The 895-nt window shown below is 78.9% G+C and carries 1 protein-coding gene; it reads right to left on the bottom strand.

Annotated features, from left to right (window positions below; translation table 11 throughout):
• Nucleotides 1-895: CoA transferase (locus ACWJ6R_RS37185; protein ID WP_449066680.1), on the bottom strand; the 895-nt coding region annotated here is incomplete at both ends.

Below are 895 nucleotides of genomic sequence, written 5' to 3' on the forward strand. Positions count from 1 at the left end.
CGCCCGCCGCGGTGGGCGGATCCCGACCGGTCAACCGGTCCCGGGCAGGCGCCCGGCCCAGACGGGAAGGTCGCTTCCCCACCGGGCCGGTGGGCGCTCCCACGTCCTGGGCGCGCCGTCGTAGGCCACCGGAGGCAGGGCGTGGCGGAGCGCTCCGTACGGCGAGGCGGTCTCGGCCAGCCAGGGCCGCGGGTCGCAGGCCCGCCTCGGCGGCGGGCACGGGGCGGATGCCGTGCAGGAGCCAGGAGGCGGTGCCCGCCAGGGAGAGCCGCGACAGCCGCCCGCCGCCGGTGAGATGCCGGTCGCTCAGCGCCCGCAGCACCGCGGCCGCGAGCAGGTAACCGGTCGCGTGGTCCAGAGCCTGCGCGGGCAGCGCGCCGGGCCGGCCGCCGGCCGCGGACTCGATCACGGCGATGCCGCTCGCCGCCTGGACGAGGCTGTCGAAACCGCGCCGCCCGGCCCAGCTTCCCGACCAGCCCCAGGCGCAGAGCTGGGCGAGGATCAGTCCGGGACGCCGCGCGAGCAGCGCCTCGGGGGCCAGGCCGTACCGGTCGAGACTGCCGGGCCGGTAGCCGGTGACCACGACGTCGGCCGAGCCGAGGAGGTCGTCGAAGGCGCGCCGGTCCGCGGGGACGGACAGGTCCAGCAGTGCCGAGCGCTTGCCCATGCCGGTGTCGGCGTGGGAGTCGGCGTCCTCCGGGATCCCGGGAGGGTCGACGCGCAGTACGTCGGCGCCCAGCAGGGCGAGCGTACGCGTGGCGACGGGGCCGGCGATGACCCTGGTCAGGTCCAGCACCCGCACCCCGCCGGCCGGCAGCGGTGCGGGCGGCAGGGCCCGCGGCCCGCTCCCGCCGGTGAGCCGGGTCTCGACGAGCGGCTGCGCGGCCGCGGTGGG

It is taken from the genome of Planomonospora algeriensis, assembly GCF_977012225.1.